29 protein-coding genes and 1 pseudogene are annotated in these 18,029 nt (G+C 63.1%); 29 read left to right on the top strand and 1 reads right to left on the bottom strand.

All coding sequences use genetic code 11. From position 1 onward, the window contains the following. From tuf to DBR34_RS02440, 29 genes and pseudogenes are all read left to right on the top strand, one after another. Positions 1 to 278, top strand: a pseudogene (tuf, locus tag DBR34_RS02580) (elongation factor Tu); the annotation flags it as partial. A gap of 333 nt (positions 279 to 611) precedes the next feature. Further along, positions 612 to 923: a 30S ribosomal protein S10 gene (gene rpsJ, locus DBR34_RS02575; protein WP_010341589.1), complete on the top strand. Its 312-nt coding sequence runs from the start codon at positions 612 to 614 to the stop codon at positions 921 to 923. Between the two features lie 11 nt (positions 924 to 934). Next, positions 935 to 1,585, top strand: coding sequence for a 50S ribosomal protein L3 (gene rplC, locus DBR34_RS02570; RefSeq protein WP_128095572.1), 651 nt, complete (start codon positions 935 to 937; stop codon positions 1,583 to 1,585). 12 nt (positions 1,586 to 1,597) lie between these two features. After that, the gene (rplD, locus tag DBR34_RS02565) at positions 1,598 to 2,203 is read left to right on the top strand and encodes a 50S ribosomal protein L4 (RefSeq protein ID WP_128095571.1); all 606 of its coding nucleotides are present in this window, start codon (positions 1,598 to 1,600) and stop codon (positions 2,201 to 2,203) included. Then, a complete protein-coding gene (gene rplW, locus DBR34_RS02560) occupies positions 2,200 to 2,499 on the top strand; it encodes a 50S ribosomal protein L23 (RefSeq protein ID WP_038690294.1) in 300 nt (99 codons plus the stop codon). The genes rplD and rplW overlap by 4 nt, the downstream gene beginning before the upstream one ends. Before the next feature lie 10 nt (positions 2,500 to 2,509). After that, positions 2,510 to 3,337, top strand: coding sequence for a 50S ribosomal protein L2 (gene rplB, locus DBR34_RS02555; RefSeq protein WP_038690292.1), 828 nt, complete (start codon positions 2,510 to 2,512; stop codon positions 3,335 to 3,337). A gap of 6 nt (positions 3,338 to 3,343) precedes the next feature. Next, positions 3,344 to 3,613 (top strand): 30S ribosomal protein S19, encoded by a 270-nt coding sequence (gene rpsS / locus DBR34_RS02550; RefSeq protein WP_017355409.1) that lies wholly within the window; start codon positions 3,344 to 3,346, stop codon positions 3,611 to 3,613. A gap of 12 nt (positions 3,614 to 3,625) precedes the next feature. Continuing rightward, positions 3,626 to 3,961: a 50S ribosomal protein L22 gene (gene rplV, locus DBR34_RS02545; RefSeq protein ID WP_017355410.1), complete on the top strand. Its 336-nt coding sequence runs from the start codon at positions 3,626 to 3,628 to the stop codon at positions 3,959 to 3,961. A gap of 17 nt (positions 3,962 to 3,978) precedes the next feature. Further along, entirely contained in the window at positions 3,979 to 4,710 is a 732-nt protein-coding gene (rpsC, locus tag DBR34_RS02540) for a 30S ribosomal protein S3 (protein ID WP_038690288.1), read from the top strand. 5 nt (positions 4,711 to 4,715) lie between these two features. Continuing rightward, positions 4,716 to 5,129 (top strand): 50S ribosomal protein L16, encoded by a 414-nt coding sequence (gene rplP / locus DBR34_RS02535; RefSeq protein ID WP_017355412.1) that lies wholly within the window; start codon positions 4,716 to 4,718, stop codon positions 5,127 to 5,129. Continuing rightward, entirely contained in the window at positions 5,129 to 5,314 is a 186-nt protein-coding gene (gene rpmC / locus DBR34_RS02530) for a 50S ribosomal protein L29 (RefSeq protein ID WP_017355413.1), read from the top strand. Before rplP ends, rpmC begins: the two co-directional genes overlap by 1 nt. Positions 5,315 to 5,325: 11 nt before the next feature. Then, on the top strand, positions 5,326 to 5,595 hold the full coding sequence (gene rpsQ, locus DBR34_RS02525) for a 30S ribosomal protein S17 (protein ID WP_038692463.1): 270 nt from the start codon (positions 5,326 to 5,328) through the stop codon (positions 5,593 to 5,595). Positions 5,596 to 5,608: 13 nt separating this feature from the next. Beyond that, positions 5,609 to 5,977 (top strand): 50S ribosomal protein L14, encoded by a 369-nt coding sequence (gene rplN, locus DBR34_RS02520; protein WP_038690286.1) that lies wholly within the window; start codon positions 5,609 to 5,611, stop codon positions 5,975 to 5,977. Between the two features lie 16 nt (positions 5,978 to 5,993). Further along, positions 5,994 to 6,311, top strand: a complete 318-nt coding sequence (gene rplX / locus DBR34_RS02515; protein ID WP_017355416.1) for a 50S ribosomal protein L24 — start codon at positions 5,994 to 5,996, stop codon at positions 6,309 to 6,311. 10 nt (positions 6,312 to 6,321) lie between these two features. After that, entirely contained in the window at positions 6,322 to 6,864 is a 543-nt protein-coding gene (gene rplE, locus DBR34_RS02510; protein WP_038690283.1) for a 50S ribosomal protein L5, read from the top strand. Positions 6,865 to 6,882: 18 nt separating this feature from the next. Beyond that, positions 6,883 to 7,188 carry a 30S ribosomal protein S14 gene (rpsN, locus tag DBR34_RS02505; RefSeq protein ID WP_038690281.1) on the top strand — a complete coding sequence of 102 codons (306 nt, stop codon included), beginning with the start codon at positions 6,883 to 6,885 and terminating at the stop codon, positions 7,186 to 7,188. A 261-nt stretch (positions 7,189 to 7,449) separates the two neighbouring features. Continuing rightward, complete coding sequence (gene rpsH, locus DBR34_RS02500) at positions 7,450 to 7,848, top strand: 30S ribosomal protein S8 (RefSeq protein ID WP_019186156.1); 399 nt, start codon at positions 7,450 to 7,452, stop codon at positions 7,846 to 7,848. 18 nt (positions 7,849 to 7,866) lie between these two features. After that, the gene (rplF, locus tag DBR34_RS02495; RefSeq protein ID WP_128095570.1) at positions 7,867 to 8,394 is read left to right on the top strand and encodes a 50S ribosomal protein L6; all 528 of its coding nucleotides are present in this window, start codon (positions 7,867 to 7,869) and stop codon (positions 8,392 to 8,394) included. Positions 8,395 to 8,489: 95 nt separating this feature from the next. Continuing rightward, positions 8,490 to 8,849: a 50S ribosomal protein L18 gene (gene rplR, locus DBR34_RS02490; protein WP_038690277.1), complete on the top strand. Its 360-nt coding sequence runs from the start codon at positions 8,490 to 8,492 to the stop codon at positions 8,847 to 8,849. Positions 8,850 to 9,007: 158 nt separating this feature from the next. After that, entirely contained in the window at positions 9,008 to 9,550 is a 543-nt protein-coding gene (gene rpsE, locus DBR34_RS02485; protein ID WP_038690276.1) for a 30S ribosomal protein S5, read from the top strand. After that, the gene (gene rpmD, locus DBR34_RS02480; protein ID WP_038690275.1) at positions 9,543 to 9,734 is read left to right on the top strand and encodes a 50S ribosomal protein L30; all 192 of its coding nucleotides are present in this window, start codon (positions 9,543 to 9,545) and stop codon (positions 9,732 to 9,734) included. The genes rpsE and rpmD overlap by 8 nt, the downstream gene beginning before the upstream one ends. A gap of 4 nt (positions 9,735 to 9,738) precedes the next feature. Then, on the top strand, positions 9,739 to 10,182 hold the full coding sequence (gene rplO / locus DBR34_RS02475) for a 50S ribosomal protein L15 (RefSeq protein WP_128095569.1): 444 nt from the start codon (positions 9,739 to 9,741) through the stop codon (positions 10,180 to 10,182). A gap of 3 nt (positions 10,183 to 10,185) precedes the next feature. Beyond that, entirely contained in the window at positions 10,186 to 11,541 is a 1,356-nt protein-coding gene (secY, locus tag DBR34_RS02470) for a preprotein translocase subunit SecY (RefSeq protein WP_038690265.1), read from the top strand. 361 nt (positions 11,542 to 11,902) lie between these two features. Next, the gene (gene rpsM / locus DBR34_RS02465) at positions 11,903 to 12,259 is read left to right on the top strand and encodes a 30S ribosomal protein S13 (RefSeq protein WP_019186163.1); all 357 of its coding nucleotides are present in this window, start codon (positions 11,903 to 11,905) and stop codon (positions 12,257 to 12,259) included. 12 nt (positions 12,260 to 12,271) lie between these two features. Next, positions 12,272 to 12,661: a 30S ribosomal protein S11 gene (rpsK, locus tag DBR34_RS02460; protein ID WP_017355427.1), complete on the top strand. Its 390-nt coding sequence runs from the start codon at positions 12,272 to 12,274 to the stop codon at positions 12,659 to 12,661. Positions 12,662 to 12,675: 14 nt separating this feature from the next. Then, complete coding sequence (gene rpsD, locus DBR34_RS02455; protein ID WP_038690262.1) at positions 12,676 to 13,305, top strand: 30S ribosomal protein S4; 630 nt, start codon at positions 12,676 to 12,678, stop codon at positions 13,303 to 13,305. A gap of 55 nt (positions 13,306 to 13,360) precedes the next feature. Further along, entirely contained in the window at positions 13,361 to 14,359 is a 999-nt protein-coding gene (rpoA, locus tag DBR34_RS02450) for a DNA-directed RNA polymerase subunit alpha (RefSeq protein ID WP_038690260.1), read from the top strand. Positions 14,360 to 14,560: 201 nt separating this feature from the next. Then, positions 14,561 to 14,947 (top strand): 50S ribosomal protein L17, encoded by a 387-nt coding sequence (gene rplQ / locus DBR34_RS02445; RefSeq protein ID WP_038690259.1) that lies wholly within the window; start codon positions 14,561 to 14,563, stop codon positions 14,945 to 14,947. A 449-nt stretch (positions 14,948 to 15,396) separates the two neighbouring features. Then, positions 15,397 to 15,903, top strand: a complete 507-nt coding sequence (locus tag DBR34_RS02440) for a disulfide bond formation protein B (RefSeq protein WP_038690257.1) — start codon at positions 15,397 to 15,399, stop codon at positions 15,901 to 15,903. Positions 15,904 to 15,954: 51 nt separating this feature from the next. Here DBR34_RS02440 and DBR34_RS02435 read toward each other — a convergent pair whose 3' ends face one another. Beyond that, the gene (locus DBR34_RS02435; protein ID WP_258223624.1) at positions 15,955 to 18,021 is read right to left on the bottom strand and encodes a TonB-dependent receptor; all 2,067 of its coding nucleotides are present in this window, start codon (positions 18,019 to 18,021) and stop codon (positions 15,955 to 15,957) included. Positions 18,022 to 18,029 lie beyond the last annotated feature (8 nt).

Genomic DNA, 18,029 nt, shown 5'->3' with positions numbered 1-18,029 from the left:
CCCAGTTCGACGCCGAAGTGTACGTGCTGTCCAAGGACGAGGGTGGCCGTCATACCCCGTTCTTCAAGGGCTACCGTCCGCAGTTCTACTTCCGCACCACCGACATCACCGGCGCTTGCGAACTGCCGGAAGGTGTGGAAATGGTGATGCCGGGCGACAACGTGAAGATGGTTGTCACCCTGATCAACCCGGTCGCCATGGACGAAGGCCTGCGCTTCGCGATTCGCGAAGGCGGCCGTACCGTCGGCGCCGGCGTGGTGTCGAAGATCCTGGCATAATCTGCTAGAATCTGCGCCCCGATGTTGCCTGGGTAGGGCATCGGGGCGTAATTAAATGGGAAAAGAGGCGCAGGACGCACCTCGTGTTCCCCGGACCAGGAAGGGTCGCGCCATTCAGGCAGTGTCAACAGGTCCCCTGTTGACCGCCGCGTTGTATGCGCGCTATACTTTTTGTCTGGGCAGATCGGGAGACCGGTCTGCCTCGATTTTTGAGGTCTACGGAAAGATCTTGTCGCCGCACGGGAATGTGCGGCGTCTGCATTCAGGATATTCATGGGACAAGGCAACCCAGAGGCCTTGTCCGTCGCTCTTTTAACGAAGGAACCCACCGTCATGGCGGACCAAAAGATCCGGATTCGGCTGAAGGCGTTCGATCATCGTTTGATCGACCGTTCGGCCAGCGAGATCGTAGAAACGGCAAAGCGGACCGGCGCGCAAGTGCGTGGCCCGATCCCCCTGCCGACCAAGATCGAGCGTTACACCATTCTCGTTTCCCCGCACGTCGACAAGGACGCGCGTGACCAGTACGAGACCCGCACGCACAAGCGCGTGCTCGATATCGTTGACCCGAACGACAAGACCGTGGACGCGCTGATGAAGCTCGAACTGGCTGCCGGCGTCGACGTTCAGATCAAGCTGACCTGAGGACTACGACCATGACGAAGAAATATTCGTTGGGCTTCGTGGGCCGCAAGGCTGGCATGAGCCGCGTGTTCACCGAAGATGGCCAGGCCATCCCGGTAACCCTGATTGAAGCTACCCCGAACCGCATCGCGCAGATCAAGACCGTCGAATCCGACGGCTACAGCGCCGTGCAGGTGACCGTCGGCGCGCGTCGCGCTGCCCTGGTCAACAAGCCGGAAGCCGGTCACTTCGCCAAGGCGAAGGTCGACGCGGGCCGTGGCCTGTGGGAATTCCGCGTTGAAGACGCCCAGCTCGGCGATTTCGCCGTCGGTGGCGAAGTCAAGGCGGACATCTTTGAAGTCGGCCAGATCGTCGACGTCCAGGGTGTCACCAAGGGTAAGGGCTTCCAGGGCACCATCAAGCGCTACAACTTCCGTATGGGTGACGCTACCCACGGCAACTCGCTGTCGCATCGCGCGCCGGGTTCGCTGGGTCAGCGCCAGACGCCAGGTCGCGTGTTCCCGGGCAAGAAGATGTCCGGTCACATGGGCTCGGTGCAGCAGAGCACCCAGAACCTGGAAGTTGTCAAGGTCGACGTCGAGCGCGGTCTGATCGCGGTTCGCGGCGCCGTTCCGGGCGCGGCGGGTGGCGACGTGATCGTCCGTCCGGCGAGCAAGGCATAAGGAGAGATGACGATGGAACTCGTTATCACGGGTAGCAACAACAAGGTCTCGGTCTCCGACGCCGTGTTCGGTCGCGATTTCAGCGAAGATCTGGTTCACCAGGTCGTCGTCGCCTATCGCAACGCCGGCCGCGCCGGCACCAAGGCACAGAAGACTCGCTCTGAAGTGGCTGGTACCACCAAGAAGTCGAAGAAGCAGAAGGGCGGCGGCGCGCGTCATGGCGCACTGACGGCTCCGATCTTCGTCGGCGGTGGTGTCACCTTCGCGGCCAAGCCGCGCAGCTTCGAGCAGAAGGTCAATCGCAAGCAGTACCGTGCAGCCATGTGCGCGATCCTGTCCGAGCTGAACCGTCAGGGCCGTTTGACGATCGTGGAGTCCTTCGATGTCGAAGCGACCAACACCAAGTCGTTGATCGCCAAGCTGGCCGGCCTGGAAGTGGGCAAGCGTCCGCTGATCGTCACCGAAGATGCTTCCGAGCACCTGTACCTGTCGGCGCGCAACATTCCCTACGTGGAAGTGCGTGACGTGCAGGGCCTGGACCCGGTGTCGCTGGTCGGTGCCGACACGGTCGTCATCACCGCTGACGCGGTCAAGAAGGTCGAGGAGTGGCTGGCATGAGCGCCAACGAGAAAATCTTCAGCGTTCTTCGCGCTCCGCGAGTCTCCGAAAAGACCGCGCGCCTGCAGGAACATTCCAACCAGTATGTCTTTGAAGTGTCGAACGAAGCGACCAAGGCCGATGTAAAGGCCGCGGTTGAGCAGCTGTTCGATGTCAAGGTCGAGTCGGTCAACGTGCTGAACGTGAAGGGCAAGAACAAGTCCTTCCGTAACCGCACCGGCCGTCGCGGCGATTGGCGCAAGGCATACGTGCGTCTCGCCGATGGCCAGTCCATCGATGTAACGGCCAAGGCCTGAGGTACATCCCATGCCATTGATGAAATTCAAGCCCACTTCCCCCGGCCGCCGTTCGGCCGTGCGCGTGGTTACGCCCGATCTGCACAAGGGCGCACCGCACGCAGCGTTGCTGGAGCCGCAGAGCAAGTCCGGTGGTCGTAACCACCACGGCCGCATCACCACCCGTCACGTTGGTGGTGGCCACAAGCAGCACTACCGTGTCATCGACTTCAAGCGCAACAAGGAAGGCATTCCGGCGCGCGTGGAACGCATCGAATACGATCCGAACCGCACCGCCCATATCGCCCTGCTGTGCTACGTCGACGGCGAACGCCGCTACATCATCGCACCGAAGGGCCTGAAGGCCGGTGACCAGGTGATCGCGGGTTCGGATGCGCCGATCAAGACCGGTAACACGCTGCCGCTGCGCAACATCCCGGTCGGTACCACTGTCCACGGCATCGAACTGAAGCCGGGCAAGGGTGCCCAGATCGCACGTGCCGCCGGCGCCGCCGTGCAGCTCGTCGCTCGTGAAGGTATCTACGCCACCCTGCGCCTGCGCTCGGGTGAAATGCGTAAGGTGCCGGTCGAGTGCCGCGCCACCATCGGTGAAGTCGGTAACGACGAACACAACCTGGAAAAGCTGGGCAAGGCTGGCGCCAAGCGCTGGCGCGGTGTCCGCCCGACCGTTCGTGGTGCTGCCATGAACCCGGTTGACCATCCGCACGGTGGTGGTGAGGCGAAGGCCGGCCAGGGTAATCCGCATCCGGTCACCCCGTGGGGTGTTCCGACCAAGGGTTACAAGACGCGCAAGAACAAGCGCACCCAGCAATTCATCGTCCGCGATCGTAGGGGCTAATCGACCATGGCACGTTCACTCAAGAAGGGCCCGTTCGTCGATCACCACCTCGTCAAGAAGGTGGAGGCCGCTGCGGGTAGCAAGAAGCCGATCAAGACCTGGTCGCGCCGTTCGATGATCCTGCCGGAAATGGTAGGCATCACCATCGCCGTTCATAACGGCAAGAACCACGTTCCGGTGCTCGTCAACGAGAACATGGTCGGCCACAAGCTCGGCGAATTTGCCATCACCCGGACCTTCAAGGGTCACGGTGGTGACAAGAAGTCGGGCAAGTAAGGAGAGATGACAATGGAAGCGAAAGCAATCCTGCGCTCCGCGCGCATCTCTGCGCAGAAAGCCCGCCTGGTCGCTGACCAGGTGCGCGGCCTGCCGGCCGAGCGTGCGGTCAACCTGCTGAAGTTTTCGGACAAGAAGGCTGCCCACCTGATCAAGAAGGTGGTGGAGTCGGCTATCGCAAATGCCGAAAACAACCAGGGCGCCGACGTCGACGAGCTGAAGGTTCAGACCATCATGGTAGATGAAGGTCCGACCCTGAAGCGTTTCATGGCGCGGGCGAAAGGCCGCGGCACCCGCATCCTCAAGCGCACCAGCCACATCACTGTGGTTGTGGGCGCCGGCAAGTAAGCGGAAAGGAAAACACCATGGGTCATAAAGTTCATCCGATTGGTATCCGCCTCGGTATTTCCAAGGACTGGAACTCCAAGTGGTACGCCAACAAGGGCGAGTTCGCTGGTTACCTGGCGGCCGACCTGAAGGTGCGGGAAATGCTGCGCAAGAAGCTTGCGCAGGCCGGCATCAGCAAGATCCTTATCGAGCGTCCGGCAAAGACCGCTCGCGTGACGATCCACACCGCCCGTCCGGGCGTGGTGATCGGCAAGCGCGGTGAGGACATCGAAAAGCTGCGTAAGGAAGTGAGCGAGATGATGGGCGTTCCGGCGCACATCAACGTCACCGAAGTGCGCAAGCCCGAGCTGGACGCGCAGCTGGTTGCCGAGTCGATCGCGCAGCAGCTGGAGCGTCGCATCATGTTCCGCCGCGCCATGAAGCGCTCGGTCGGCAACGCGATGCGCCTGGGTGCCCTGGGCATCAAGGTCAACGTCGGTGGCCGCCTCAACGGTGCGGAAATCGCCCGTTCGGAGTGGTACCGCGAAGGCCGCGTGCCGCTGCACACACTGCGTGCCGACATCGACTATGGCTTCGCTGAAGCCAAGACGACCTACGGCATCATCGGCATCAAGGTCTGGATCTACAAGGGCGAGGTTTTCGATTTCTCCCAGGTTGGCCAGGAAAAGCAGGACGATTCCCCGCGCAACGATCGTAACGATCGCGGCGACCGCGGTGACCGTCAGCGCCCGGCTCGTGAAGCGAGGTAACGGCAATGTTGCAACCCAAGCGAACCAAATACCGCAAGGTACACAAGGGCCGTAACGATGGCCTGAGCTGGAGCGCCAACGCTGTCAGCTTCGGCGAATACGGCCTGAAGGCAACCGCTCATGGTCAGCTGACCGCGCGTCAGATCGAAGCGGCTCGCCGCTCGATCAGCCGCTACGTCAAGCGCGGCGGCAAGATGTGGATCCGAGTGTTCCCCGACAAGCCGATCACCAAGAAGCCCATCGAAGTTCGAATGGGTTCTGGTAAGGGCAACGTGGAGTACTGGGTAGCCCAGATCCAGCCCGGCCGCATGATCTATGAAATTGAAGGTGTGGATGAAAGCGTGGCTCGCGAGGCGTTCCGCCTGGCAGCTGCCAAGCTCTCCGTGACCACCACCTTCGTGACCCGGACGGTGATGTAATGGATATCAAACAACTTCGCGAAAAGTCGGCTGACGATCTGAAGGCCCACCTGACCGACCTGCGTAAGGAGCAGTTCTCGCTCCGTATGCAGCAGGTTACTGGCCAGCTGCCGAAGACTCACGAAACCCGCCGGGTCCGCCGCGAGATTGCTCGCGTCAAGACCCTGCTCGGCAGCACCAAGTAAGGATGGCCGCGATGAGCGACAATACTGAAAACAAAGCGCTGCGCACGGTCGAAGGCCGTGTCGTCAGCAACAAGATGGACAAGACGGTCACCGTGTTGGTGGAACGCCTGGTCAAGCACGCCCTGTACGGCAAGTACATCAAGCGTTCGACCAAGCTGCACGCCCACGACGCCGACAACGCCTGCAACGAAGGCGATGTCGTCCGCGTGACCGAGATTGCTCCGATGTCCAAGACCAAGAACTGGCGCGTGGTGGAAGTCATCACGCGTGCGGCTGAATAAGGAGATCTGAATCATGATCCAGATGCAGAGCTACCTCGAGGTCGCGGACAATTCCGGTGCCAAGGAAGTGATGTGCATCAAGGTGCTGGGCGGCTCCAAGCGTCGCTACGCCCACATCGGTGACATCATCAAGGTCACCGTGAAGGATGCGATCCCGCGCGGCAAGGTCAAGAAGGGTGAAGTGTTCGACGCCGTCGTGGTGCGTACCCGCAAGGGTGTGCGTCGCGCCGACGGTTCGCTGATCCGTTTTGACGCCAACGCCGCGGTCCTGCTCAACAACAAGCAAGAGCCGATCGGCACCCGCATCTTCGGACCGGTGACGCGTGAACTTCGTACCGAGAAGTTCATGAAGATCGTCTCGCTCGCTCCCGAAGTGCTGTGAGCGACAGGAGATAATCATGGCTAACCGTATCAAGAAGGGCGACCAGGTCGTCGTCAACACCGGCAAGGACAAGGGCAAGCAGGGCGAAGTCGTCCGCGTCGACGGCGATCGTGTGATCGTCGCCAACGTGAACATCGTCAAGCGCCACACCAAGCCGAACCCGCAGGCAGGCGTTGCCGGCGGCGTGGTCGAGCGTGAAGCGTCGATCCATATCTCCAACGTGAATGTGCTGAACCCGGCTTCGGGCAAGGGCGAACGCGTTGGTTTCAAGGTGCTGGAGGATGGACGCAAACTGCGTGTGTTCCGCTCCAGCGGTGAGGCGCTCGACGCCTGAGGATGCGCTGATGAATACCCGTCTCGAAAAGTTCTACAAGGAAGAAGTGGTGCCGGCGCTGATGAAGCAGTTCGGCTACACCAATCCGATGCAGGTTCCGAAGCTGGTCAAGGTCACCCTGAACATGGGTGTCGGCGAAGCAGCCACGAACAAGAAGATCCTGGAAAACGCCGTCGCCGACATGGCCAAGGTCTCCGGCCAGAAGCCGATCGTGACCAAGTCCCGCGTCTCGGTGGCTTCGTTCAAGATCCGCGATGGTTGGCCGATCGGCTGCAAGACCACGCTGCGTCGTGAAAAGATGTATGAGTTCCTGGACCGCCTGATCAACATCTCGCTGCCGCGCGTGCGCGACTTCCGTGGTGTCTCGGGTCGTTCCTTCGACGGTCGCGGCAACTTCAACATGGGTGTGAAGGAACAGATCATCTTCCCGGAAATCGACTTCGACGCTGTCGACGCGATCCGCGGCATGGATATCGCCATCACCACCACCGCCAAGACCGACGCGGAAGCGAAGGCGCTGCTCGCAGCGTTCAAGTTCCCGTTCCGTAACTGATACGTCGAGGAAACTGAAATGGCAAAGACCTCCATGGTCAACCGCGATCTGAAGCGCGCCAAGCTGGCCGTCAAGTTCGCTGGCAAGCGTGAAGAGCTGAAGAAGATCATCTCCAGCCCGACCGCTTCCTACGCCGACAAGGCCGACGCTGTCGTGAAGTTGCAGAAGCTGCCGCGCGATTCGTCGCCGAGCCGCCACCGCAACCGTTGCGAACTGTCCGGCCGCCCGCGTGGCGTCTACAGCAAGTTCGGCCTCGGCCGCAACAAGCTGCGCGAAGCCACCATGCGTGGCGACGTGCCGGGCCTGCGCAAGGCCAGCTGGTAAGGGATTCGTCCCGGAACCTGCCCCGCATCCCCTGGATGTGGGGCAGGGGGACCGACCGGTTGTTCAGGTTTGTTCCCAATTAAGGAGTCCGACGCAAGTCGGGCTCTTTTTGCCGTATACTCCCGCGTCTTGCTCCGTCACAGGGGCTGGTGCAGAGCGGACCGTTGGTCCGCTGAACAGGTAACAAGGGTTCTGGCCCATCCCAGGAACACAGCAAGATTTTCGCGAAAGCGGATATCGGTGCACTCAAAGGTATCGACTATGAGCATGACTGATCCCATCGCCGACCTGCTGGTACGCATCAAGAATGCGGCCGCGGTAGGCAAGCAGACGGTGAAGGCACCGTCCTCCAAGATCAAGGTTGCAATCGCAGAAGTGTTGAAGGCCGAAGGCTACATCACCGACCTGCGCGTGACCAAGATCGAGAACAACAAGGCCGAGCTTGAAATCGTCCTGAAGTATTTCGAAGGCAAGCCGGTCATCGAGACCCTGAAGCGCTTCTCGCGTTCGGGCCTGCGCCAGTACCGTGGCAAGTCTGAGCTGCCGAAGGTCCTCAACGGCCTGGGCATCTCCATCATCTCCACCTCCAAGGGCATCATGACTGATGCGCAGGCGCGCCAGTTGGGCGTCGGCGGCGAAGTCCTGTGCTTCGTGGCCTAAGGCGAGAAGGAACCAACTATGTCCCGCGTAGCCAAGAAGCCGGTCAACCTGCCCAAGGGCGTTGAACTGAACATCCAGCCGGAATCCGTCAGCGTGAAGGGCCCCAAGGGCACCCTGTCGCTGCCCAAGGTTGCTGGCGTTGAAATCACCGTCGACAACGGCGTGGCCACCCTGGCCGCCAATGACGAGAGCCTGATCGCACTGACCGGTACCGTGCGCGCCATCCTGGCCAACATGGTCAAGGGCGTCACCGACGGTTTCGAGCGCAAGCTCGAGCTGGTCGGCGTGGGTTACCGCGCCGCGATGCAGGGCAAGGACCTGAGCCTGTCGCTCGGTTTCTCGCACCCGATCGTGTTCGTGGCCCCGGAAGGCATCACCATCACCACCCCGACCCAGACCGAAGTGCTGGTCCAGGGCGCTGACAAGCAGCAGGTTGGTGAAGTGGCTGCCAAGATCCGTGGCTACCGTCCGCCGGAGCCCTACAAGGGCAAGGGTGTGAAGTACGCCGGCGAAGTCATCATTCGTAAGGAAGCCAAGAAGGCCTAATCAGGCGCGGGAACTTCCACGGGAACCCGGCGGTCAATCGCTGGGTTCCTCAAAGCAAAAGCCCGCTTCACTTCAGCTTTCAAGGAACTCAAATCATGAGCATCAACAAGAACATCGCCCGCCTGCGTCGCGCCAAGTCGACCCGTGCACACATCCGCGTTCTCGGCGTGCCGCGTCTGTCGGTGCTGCGCACCGGTCAGCACCTGTACGCCCAGGTCTTCACCGCCGATGGCTCCAAGGTGCTGGCCGCTGCCAACACCACCCAGGCCGACGTCAAGGAAGGCCTGAAGAACGGCAAGAACAGCGACGCCGCCGCCAAGGTGGGCAAGCTGGTTGCCGAGCGCGCCAAGGCTGCGGGCATCGAGAAGGTCGCTTTCGACCGCTCGGGCTACCGCTACCACGGCCGCATCAAGGCACTGGCCGACGCAGCCCGCGAAGGCGGCCTGCAGTTCTAAGGGATTCGGGGGCAGGGCACAGCCCTGCCTCCACCTGCCTGCCGGCGCGGGTTGCGCCGGGCGACGTCCTTCTTCTGCAGGGACGAACGATTCACCGCACCACTTCACAGCTATAAGCGGCCTCGAGCCGTACATACTCAATCAATCAAGGAATCAACATGGCAGAAGAACGTCAGCAGCGGGGTCGCGATCGCGACCGTAACCGCGAAGAGAAAGTCGACGACGGCATGATCGAAAAGCTGGTCGCGGTCAACCGCGTCAGCAAGACCGTCAAGGGTGGTCGTCAGTTCACCTTCACCGCACTGACCGTGGTCGGTGACGGCGCAGGCAAGGTCGGTTTCGGCTACGGCAAGGCACGTGAAGTGCCGGTCGCCATCCAGAAGTCGATGGAGCAGGCCCGCAAGAACCTGGCCGACGTCGATCTGAACAACGGCACCCTGTGGCACCCGGTGAAGTCCGGCCACGGCGCAGCCCGCGTGTTCATGATGCCGGCCTCGGAAGGTACCGGTGTGATCGCCGGTGGTGCCATGCGCGCCGTGCTGGAAGCCGTTGGCGTCAAGAACGTGCTGGCCAAGGCCGTTGGTTCGCGCAACCCGATCAACCTGGTTCGCGCCACGTTGAAGGGTCTGAGCGAAATGCAGTCGCCGGCCCGCATCGCGGCCAAGCGCGGCAAGAAGGTGGAGGATCTCAACCATGGCTAATGACACCACCAAGACCGTCAAGGTCCGTCTGGTTCGCGGCCTGCGTGGTGCCCAGGCGCGTCATCGCCTGTCGGTGCGTGCGCTGGGTCTGGGCAAGCTCAACGATGTTCGTGAACTGAAGGACAGCCCGCAGGTTCGCGGCCTGATCAACAAGGTCCACTACCTCGTCAAGGTTGAGGAATAATCCAATGACCATGCATCTGAATGAATTGAGCCCGGCACCGGGCGCTCGCAAAGAGCGTACCCGCGTCGGTCGTGGTATCGGCTCCGGCCTGGGCAAGACCTGCGGCCGCGGCCACAAGGGTTCGTTCGCCCGTAAGGGTGGCGGCAAGATCAAGGCGGGCTTCGAAGGCGGCCAGACCCCCATGCAGCGTCGTCTGCCGAAGGTCGGTTTCCGTTCCAAGATTGCCAAGGACACCGCTGAAGTCCTGTCCTACCAGCTGGAACGCCTGGAAGCCGGCGAGATCGACTTTGCCGCGCTGCGCGCTGCCAAGCTGGTCCCGAGCTCCGCAAAGCGTGCCAAGATTGTCATGAAGGGCGACGTCACCAAGGCGTTCACCCTGAAGGGCGTCGCTGCAACGGCCAGTGCCAAGGCCGCGATCGAAGCTGCCGGCGGCAGCGTACAGGAGTAAGACATGGCGCAAGCTGGCATTGGTAACCTCGGCGGCGGGCTCGGCAAGTTCACGGAACTTCGCCAGCGTCTGCTGTTCGTCATCGGGGCATTGATCGTCTATCGCATCGGCTGTTATGTGCCGGTGCCGGGCGTGAATCCCGATGCCATGCTTGCGCTCATGCAGGCGCAGGGCGGCGGCATCGTGGACATGTTCAACATGTTCTCGGGCGGCGCCCTGCACCGTTTCAGCATTTTTGCGCTGAACGTGATGCCGTACATTTCGGCGTCCATCGTGATGCAGCTGGCGGTCCATATCTTCCCGGCATTGAAGGCAATGCAGAAGGAAGGTGAGTCGGGCCGTCGCAAGATCACCCAATATTCCCGCATCGGGGCCGTGTTGCTGGCCGTGGTGCAGGGCGGCAGCATCGCGCTGGCGCTGCAGAACCAGCTGTCGCCGAGCGGCGCGCCGGTTGTGTACGCCCCGGGCATGGGCTTCGTGCTCACCGCCATCGTTGCGCTGACCGCCGGTACGATCTTCCTGATGTGGGTTGGCGAGCAGGTCACCGAGCGTGGCATCGGCAACGGCGTCTCGCTGATCATCTTCGCCGGCATCGTGGCCGGCCTGCCGGGCGCGGTCATCCACACCGTGGAAGCCTACCGCGACGGCAACATGAGCTTCATCGCGCTGCTGCTGATCGTGCTGGTGGTGCTGGCCTTCACCTACTTCGTGGTGTTCGTCGAGCGTGGCCAGCGTCGGATCACGGTGAACTACGCGCGCCGCCAGGGCGGTCGCAACGCGTACATGAACCAGACCTCGTTCCTGCCGCTGAAGCTGAACATGGCGGGCGTGATCCCGGCCATCTTCGCCTCGTCGATCCTGGCGTTCCCGACCACCCTGGCCATGTGGTCCGGCCAGGCCAGTTCGGCCACCTGGCTGCAGAAGGTGGCGAACGCGCTGGGTCCGGGCGAGCCGCTGCACATGATCGTGTTCGCCGCGCTGATCACCGGTTTCGCGTTTTTCTATACCGCGCTGGTGTTCAACTCGCAGGAAACCGCCGACAACCTGAAGAAGTCGGGCGCGCTGATTCCGGGCATCCGTCCGGGCAAGGCAACGGCCGACTACGTCGACGCCGTGCTGACCCGCCTGACCGCCGCCGGTTCGCTGTACCTGGTGATCGTCTGCCTGCTGCCGGAAATCATGCGCACCCAGCTGGGCGCGTCGTTCTACTTCGGCGGCACCTCGCTGCTGATCGTGGTGGTGGTGGTGATGGACTTCATTGCGCAGATCCAGGCGCACCTGATGTCCCACCAGTACGAGAGCCTGCTGAAAAAGGCCAACCTGAAGGGCGGCAATCGCGGCGGTTTTGCCCGCGGCTGATAAGCCTGTTACACTTTCGTCTTCCTGACGTGATGGTCCTCCGCTTCGCGGACCTGGCCACACAAACGAAGGGCGGCCCCCGCAGCGGTTCCGGGTGGGGGTGAGATCGGGTGGTCCCGCGCGGGAGTAGCGCGGGCGTCACCGGGAAGGGCACCAAGGTGCTGTTTCCCGGGGTCAACCTGATCCGGCGCCGGAGCCTGGGCACACTCCCTGGGCCAAGTTCGTGAAACCTTGTGTTTCACGGGCTTCCAAGTAAACCGGAACCTTGTTAGTATCGCTAGTTCACTTTTTTGATCCATCCTGCCGGATTGGCGCGCCCCATGGTGCGCTGTCGGCCATCACTCAGCTGGAGAACCGCGTCATGGCGCGTATTGCAGGCGTCAACCTGCCAGCCCAGAAGCACGTCTGGGTCGGGTTGCAAAGCATTTACGGCATCGGCCGTACCCGTTCGAAGAAGGTCTGCGACGCCGCAGGCGTTACCTCGACCACCAAGATCCGCGATCTGTCGGAGCCGGAAATCGAGCGTCTTCGTCTCGAAGTCGGCAAGTACATCGTGGAAGGCGATCTGCGCCGTGAAATCGGTATCGCGATCAAGCGCCTGATGGATCTGGGCTGCTACCGCGGTCTGCGTCACCGTCGCGGTCTTCCGCTGCGTGGCCAGCGCACCCGTACCAACGCCCGCACCCGCAAGGGCCCGCGCAAGGCGATCAGGAAGTAAGGGACCTAAGAAATGGCTAAGCCCGTCGCTAAGACCAAGAAGAAGATCAAGCGCGTCGTCACTGACGGCGTCGCCCACGTCCACGCTTCTTTCAACAACACCATCGTGACCATCACCGACCGTCAGGGCAACGCTCTGTCGTGGGCGACCTCCGGTGGCGCTGGCTTCCGCGGTTCGCGCAAGTCCACCCCGTTCGCTGCCCAGGTGGCTGCCGAGAAGGCCGGCCGTGCCGCGCTCGACTACGGCGTCAAGTCCCTGGAAGTCCGCATCAAGGGCCCGGGTCCGGGTCGTGAGTCGGCCGTGCGCTCGCTGAACAACGTGGGCTACAAGATCACCAACATCATCGACGTGACGCCAATCCCGCACAACGGGTGCCGTCCGCCGAAGAAGCGTCGCGTCTAAAGGAGCGATAAGAAATGGCTCGTTATATCGGTCCTACCTGTAAGCTCGCCCGCCGCGAAGGCGCCGACCTTTCCCTCAAGAGCCCGGCGCGTGCGCTGGACTCCAAGTGCAAGCTGGAGCAGAAGCCCGGCCAGCACGGCGCCACTGCCCGTAAGGGCAAGCTGTCCGACTACGCTACCCAGCTGCGCGAAAAGCAGAAGGTCAAGCGTATCTACGGTCTGCTGGAGCGTCAGTTCCGCAACTACTACAAGAAGGCCTCGACCAAGAAGGGCAACACCGGCGAGAACCTCCTGCAGCTGCTGGAAACCCGCCTGGACAACGTTGTCTACCGCATGGGCTTCGCTGTGACCCGTCCGGCTGCCCGTCAGCTGGTCTCGCACCGCGGTGTCACCGTGAACGGCAAGTCGGTCAACCTGGCTTCTTACCAGGTCAAGGCTGGCGACGCTGTTGCGCTGTCCGAGAAGGCTGCCAAGCAGCTGCGCGTTCAGGAAGCCCTGACCGTGTCGGCCACGCACGACCTGCGTCCGTCGTGGGTTGAAGTGGATTCCGGCAAGTTCGCCGGCATCTTCAAGGCGGTTCCGGATCGTGCGGACCTGCCTGCGGATATCAACGAAGCGCTGATCGTCGAGTTGTATTCGAAGTAATTCACATTGGAGAATCCCCGGCGACGGCCGGGGATTCACTAGGAGAACCCGCAACATGACGGTTACCGCCAACCAGGTTCTGCGTCCTCGCGGTCCGCAGATCGAACGCCTTACCGACACCCGCGCCAAGGTCGTTATCGAACCCTTGGAGCGTGGTTACGGGCATACGCTGGGCAATGCCCTGCGTCGCGTGCTGCTGTCGTCCATCCCGGGCTTCGCCATCACGGAAGTCGAGATCGACGGCGTGCTGCACGAGTACACCACCCTTGAAGGCTTGCAGGAGGACGTGCTTGAAGTCCTGCTCAACCTGAAGGACGTGGCGATCCGTATGCATACCGGCGACAACGCAACCGTATCGCTGTCCAAGCAGGGTCCGGGTGTCGTGACTGCTGCCGATATCAAGGTCGATCACAACGTCGAGATCCTCAACAACGACCATATCATTTGCCACCTGACCAAGGACACGGCAATCAATATGCGTTTGAAGGTCGAGCGTGGTTTCGGCTACCAGCCGGCGGCCGCGCGTCGTCGTCCGGATGAAGAAACCCGTGCCATCGGTCGTCTGGTCCTGGACGCCTCGTTCTCGCCGGTCCGTCGCGTCGCCTATTCGGTGGAAGCGGCCCGCGTTGAACAGCGTACCGATCTGGACAAGCTGGTGCTGGATATCGAAACCAACGGCACGATCGATGCCGAGGAAGCCGTGCGCACTGCCGCGGACATCCTCAGCGATCAGCTGTCGGTCTTCGGTGACTTCACCCACCGCGACCGCGGTGCAGCCAAGCCGGCCAACAACGGCGTGGATCCGGTGCTGCTGCGCCCGATCGACGATCTGGAATTGACCGTTCGCTCGGCCAACTGCCTGAAGGCAGAGAGCATTTACTACATCGGCGATCTGATCCAGAAGACCGAAGTGGAACTGCTCAAGACCCCGAACCTCGGCAAGAAGTCGCTGACCGAGATCAAGGAAGTCCTCGCACAGCGCGGTCTTTCGCTCGGCATGAAGCTGGAGAACTGGCCGCCGGCCGGTGTCGCCCAGCACGGCATGCTCGGCTGATCCAGCGCTACGCAAGATGCTTGACCCCGCACCTTCGGGTGCGGGGGCTTTACCCGCAGTACCTCGCATCGACAGGCCCATAGCCTGCGGTGACGGTCGGCCAGGAGGGCCGGCATCGGACCAACCGCAGTCCAAGCAGCAACGCCAGGATGGCGACAGCGATACCCAACCGATCCAACATTCAATCAAGGAATCACGTCCATGCGTCACATGAAGTCCGGCCGCAAGTTCAACCGCACCAGCGCCCACCGCGAAGCTATGTTCAAGAACATGGCTGCCTCGCTGTTCAAGCACGAGCTGATCAAGACCACGCTGCCGAAGGCCAAGGAACTGCGCCGCGTCGCCGAGCCGCTGATCACCCTGGCCAAGGTCGACTCCGTCGCCAACCGTCGTCTGGCCTTCGCCCGTCTGCGTGACAACGAAGCCGTGGGCAACCTGTTCACCATCCTGGGCCCGCGCTACGCGACCCGTCCGGGTGGCTACCTGCGTCTGCTGAAGTGCGGCTTCCGCGCTGGCGACAACGCTCCGATGGCCTACGTCGAACTGGTCGACCGTCCGGCTGCCGTGGCTGAAGCCGTCGAAGAATAATCGACGCGCAACACCCGTAATTCGGTGAAGAACCCGGCCTTGTGCCGGGTTTTTCCGTTTGTGGGGTAGGGGTTTCTTGGTGTGTTGATCAACGGCAACGGTCAGGCGCATCGCGTATTACGGTGGGGCGCTGGTGTGGGTGGGTCTACGGGACACGCCGCAAGTCCCGCTCCGCGGCCCGGCCCAGCCGCTGGCGGCTGTGCGTTCGGACGCATGCGAGGCAGTGCCTCGCAAGCAATGCGCCCTCACCCGTGTGGGCGCCGTCGCGCCATCCATGGCGCTAAGGGTCCCGTAGACCCACCCACACGCTGTCGGGTCACAGCCAAGATCTCAAACGTCAACAGAACACGCTGTCTGGTCCAGCGGGCCGATAGCCGGTAGGTCGGGAGGGGTCGGGGCCTGCGGCGCCCTGTTAATCTTGGCGCCTTGCACGTTCACGAGTGTTGCCAATGAATCCACTGCGCTGGAATTACCGCGCCCAGTTCCTGCTGGGGTTCCTGATCTGCGCCGGGCTGCTCGCCTACGCGATCTTCCTGCAGCTGAAGATCGGGTTGGAGCCGTGCCCGTTGTGCATCTTCCAGCGCCTGGCGTTTGCCGCGCTCGGCCTGCTGTTCCTGATTGGCGCCCTGCATGGACCGCGCGAGCGTGCCGGCCGTGGCACCTATGGCGTGCTGGCCTTCATCGCTGCGGCCGTCGGGATGGGCATTGCCGGGCGCCACGTCTACGTGCAGCTGCTGCCCAAGGACATGGGGTCCAGCTGTGGCCCGCCGCTGGCCTTCCTCAGCGAAACCATGGGCCCGCTCGAAGTGTTCCGCACCGTGCTGACCGGCACCGGCGATTGCGGCAACATCGACTGGCGTTTCCTCGGCCTCACCATGCCCATGTGGAGCCTGGTGTGGTTCGTGCTGCTGGCCGGCTGGGCGCTGTACGCCTCGTTCCGCAAGCGCCGCGCCTGATCCTGCGCATCCCGGGCCCGCCGGCGCACGGCCGGCGGACCGGGTAGCCGCTTAGAAGTCCTGCTGCAGGCTCAGGTAGGCGCCACGGCGCGGCCCCCACTGCGGCGCGAACACCCCGATGCCGCCGCCGTCGCGCAGCTGGTAGCTGCGGTCCAGTGCGTTGACCAGCGCCAGCTGCGCGTGCAGCGGGTGTCCGCTGTCGGCGTTGAAATCGTGCGCCGCACTCAGGTTCACCTGCAGGTAGGACGGCAGCTCGCCGCCGTTGGGCACGCCTTCGATATCCGAGCGCAGCCCACTGCCGAACACATAGTTCGCGCCCACCCGGTTGTGGCCGGCGAAGGTGTAGCTCAGCCCGCCCGACGAGGTCAGCTTCTGGTCGTGGTCCAGGTGGATCCAGTTGTCTTGCACGTAGGCCAGTGCCTCCGGGTCCAGGTTGTACTGGCCGGTGATCACCTGCTTGCCCATCGCCTTGTTGTAGGCCGCATTGACGTAGGCGCTCAGCGGGCCACGGCTGTAGTCCGCGCTGAACTCCACCCCGTGGATGTGGCCGCGGCGGTAGTTGAAGGTCGAGTAGATGTAGGCCGCGCCGAACTGGCCTTCGTCCTGCAGGCGATCAACTTTGCGGTCGTAGGCGTCCAGGCCCAGGGTCAGGTGCTCGCCGACCTGCTGGGAGATCCCCACGTCGTAATAGTCGCTGCGCTCGGACAGCGGCGTGGTGCTGCCGATGGCCGGCTGCGCATTGGTGGTGCCGTCGTACAGCGCGATGTCGCTGCCGGCCACCAGCTCACTGGCCGGGGGCGTGAAGTAGCGCGAGTAGCCCGCGTGCACGGTGGTGTTGTCGGTGGCGTTCCAGACCACGCCCAGGCGCGGGCTGAGCTGGCCTTCAGTGCCGCCGAAGGCCCGGTAGCGGTCGCCGCGCAGGCCGTAGTTGAGCGTCCAGTCGGTGCCGATGCGCCATTCGTCCTGCACGTACAGCGCGGTGGTGCTGGCGTGGAAGGCGCTGGCGTCGGGGATCACACGGGGCGTGGTGCTGGCCTGGTCGCCGTCCGCATCGACCGGGAACACCCAGGCGGTACTGCCCGCCCGCGCACGCTCGCTGTTGCCGTACAGGCCGTAACGCAGCGTGTGGTTGTCGCCCAGCGGGGTGGAGAAGTCGGCCTGCACGGTGGAGGCGCGGTTGCTGCGCTGCACCTGCGAGGCCACCCCGCTGAAGACCAGGTCGCCGGCCACGTCCGGGTTGAACGCCAGGTCGCTGTACCGCTGCCCGGCCGAGACCTGGTAGGCGGTGTCGCCCAGCGTGCCCTGCAGCACCAGCATGCCGAAGCGGGTGGTCTCGCGCTGGGTCTCGTCCAGCTGCGCCGAATCCTGCCCGGTGGTATCCAGGTAGCCGAACTGCGGGACCTGGCCGGGGTTGGTCGGGATCTGGAAGCGGTTGTTGGCGAACCCGGCGAACAGGCTCAGCCGGGTGCTGTCGTTGACCAGGTAGGTGAGGTCGGCGAACGCCTTGCCCTGGTGGGTGTCGTCATGATCGGGCCGGCGCGACGCGGTCGGGTTTTCCAGGCCCACCTGGTTCTGGTTGTAGTTGCCGGTCAGGTACCAGCTCCAGCGGCCCTGGCTGCCCCACCACGAGGCGTTGGGGTTGAGCGTGCCGAACGACCCGGTAGTGAGGCCGGCGCTGCCGCCATTGCCCAGCTCGGCGCCGCTGCGGGTGGTGATGTCCACCACGGCGGCGGTGCGCTCGCCGAACTGGGCCGGCAGCGCGCCATCCATCAGGCGGATACTCTTGATCGTGCGCGCGTCCAGGGTCTGGCCGAAGCCGGAGATCGATTCGGGCAGCAGGACCCCGTTGAGGCGGTACTGCAGGTTGGCGTGGTCACCCCGCACGTGGACCCCGCCGTAGCTGTCCTGGACCACGCCAGGGGCCTGCAGCAGCACTTGGCTGAGCGGGGCCGAGGCACCCAGCGGCTGCTTCTGGATGTCCTCGGCGGTGATCTGGTACTGGCTGCTGCCGATGTCCGGCGACAGCGTGTTGCGGGCCTGGTCGAGCTGGGCACTGACGGTGACTGCATCCAGGTCGGTGACGGCGGGCGTGGCGGGCGCGTCGGCCAGGGCGGGCAGGCTGGTGG

This window comes from Stenotrophomonas sp. HMWF003 (genome assembly GCF_003061285.1).
GTDB classification, from domain to species: Bacteria; Pseudomonadota; Gammaproteobacteria; order Xanthomonadales; family Xanthomonadaceae; genus Stenotrophomonas; species Stenotrophomonas maltophilia_AP.
This window is presented reverse-complemented; position numbering and strand designations above follow the sequence as displayed.